2 protein-coding genes are annotated in these 2,206 nt (G+C 57.2%); both read left to right on the forward strand.

Annotated elements, in window-relative coordinates; all coding sequences use genetic code 11:
- The first annotated feature begins 338 nt into the window (after positions 1 to 338).
- A complete protein-coding gene (locus AC1DT3_RS18645) occupies positions 339 to 1,154 on the forward strand; it encodes an ABC transporter ATP-binding protein (protein ID WP_477466715.1) in 816 nt (271 codons plus the stop codon).
- Positions 1,151 to 2,206, forward strand: a 1,056-nt coding sequence (locus AC1DT3_RS18650; RefSeq protein WP_477466716.1) for an AMP-binding protein, incomplete at its 3' end; no start/stop codon positions are given. The genes AC1DT3_RS18645 and AC1DT3_RS18650, both read left to right, overlap by 4 nt.

A 2,206-nucleotide genomic window follows, 5' to 3' on the forward strand; every position in this document is an offset into this window, starting at 1 on the left:
TCGCATCACTTCACATCGTTTGAACACATTTCTTTTTGGTAGAACAGTTACTATCCAACCGGTCGTCACCGCCCCACGGCGCGTTCATCTTCGCTCGGTGAGGGCACCAATTTGAAGTACTCGCAGCAATGCCGCGGCGCTGTCGAGGCCACGCATAAGACTTTCAGCGTAGGTTCAGAGTGTAGTCTCGTCTGTTGACACAAAAATGGAAACAGTTGATCGTATTTTCCAGACCGAAGCGTCACCCGAAGCAGGTGGCCCAAGAACAGCGTCCAACGAGTGAGGCGCCGAAAAGGAGCATGCTCGGTTTTTAGGGCGGAGGAAACGGGAGGTATGGCGTGGAGCACGCACTGGAGGTGCGCGACGTCTCGCTTCGTTTTGGCGGTGTGCATGCGCTGACTGATGTCAGCTTCGCCATTCGCCAGGGAGAACTATTCTCCATCATCGGCCCCAACGGCGCCGGCAAAACCTCGATCGTGAATTGCATTTCGGGTCGCTACCGCCCGACGGAAGGCGAGATCCTTTTCGGTGGTCGCATCATCACCCGGCTGAGGCCGAATTCCCGCGCCAGCCTCGGTATCGGACGCACGTTCCAGAACCTCGCGTTGTTTCATCACATGAGCGTTCTCGACAACATCATGGTGGGGCGCCACCACCTCCTAAAGAACAACTTCATTACAGGCTCGCTCTATTGGTTTACCGGCGCACGAAATGAGGAGCTGGAACATCGCCGCAAGGTTGAAGAGATCATCGATTTTCTCGACCTGCAATCGGTCCGCAAGTCACCAGCCGGAACGCTTTCTTACGGGCTTCGGAAACGCGTCGAGCTCGCCCGTGCCATGGCGCTCGAACCCCAATTGATCCTCCTCGACGAACCAATGGCTGGCATGAACCTCGAAGAGAAAGAGGACATGACCCGCTATGTCGTCGACCTCAACGAGGAGTATGGGATGACGGTCGTGATGATCGAACATGACATGGGCGTTGTCATGGATATCTCGCATCGTGTGATGGTGCTCGATTTCGGACGCAAGATCGCGGAGGGCGTTCCAAATGAGGTGCTCGCCAATCCGCATGTAAGGGAAGCTTATCTCGGAGAGGGATCCGATACTCTACAAGGCTCGGATGATGCATTCGCGGAGACCGCGGCATGAGCGTGAACTACGCGTCTCGCGCGGCTCTGGCTGACACCTTCCCTAAACTGTTGCGCCTCAACGCCAAAGAATATCCGACGGATATCGCCTTGCGGGAGAAGGATCTCGGAATTTGGCGGACCTTTTCCTGGACAGACTATCACCAGCGCGTTCAAGCGTTCTCGCTGGGACTTCGTGATCTAGGCCTTGCGAAGGGCGACGTTGTCGCTCTCATCGGAGACAATCGTCCGGATTGGATATGTGGTGAGATCGCCGCTCATGCGATCGGCGGCATGTCGCTCGGCATCTATCGCGACGCGTTGCAGGATGAGGTCCTCTATCTTCTTTCCCGCGGAGAGGCGAAAGCCGTCTTCGCCGAGGATGAAGAGCAGGTCGACAAGCTGCTCGAACTCGGCGACCGGATTCCGACCGTTCGCCATATTGTCTATTCCGATCCGCGCGGCATGCGCAAATACGACGACCCTCGCCTGATATCGTCGAGTGCGCTCGTCGAACGCGGAATTGCATGTGGCGAAGCACAACCGGATCTCTACGACAGGCTCGTCGACGAAACGAACGGAGATGACGTCACGATCCTCTGCACGACCTCGGGAACGACAGCCCACCCCAAGCTCGCGATGCTCGCGTCCGGACGTGTGCTGCGCCATTGCGCAAGCTACTTGGCCGCAGATCCGAAAGGGCCGAACGACGAATACGTATCGGTCCTGCCGCTACCGTGGATCATGGAACAGGTCTATGCGCTGGGCAAAGGTCTGCTTTGTCGGATGAAGGTCAACTTCATCGAAGAGCCCGAGACGTTGATGCACGATTTCCGTGAAATTGCGCCCACGTTCGTCCTGTTCGCACCTCGGGTGTGGGAAGGCATAGCCGCGGACGTCCGCGCGCGCGTCATGGATTCGTCGCCTCTGAAGCGCGTATTGTACGATTTGGGCATGAAAATCGGCCTCAACTCGATCGACAAGGGCGAGCATTCGACGCTTTCAGATGTCCTCATTTTTCGAGCGCTTCGCGACCGGCTAGGCTTTACGCGACTTCGCTCGGCCGCTACGGGC

This window comes from Microvirga sp. P4_G7 (assembly GCF_056401005.1).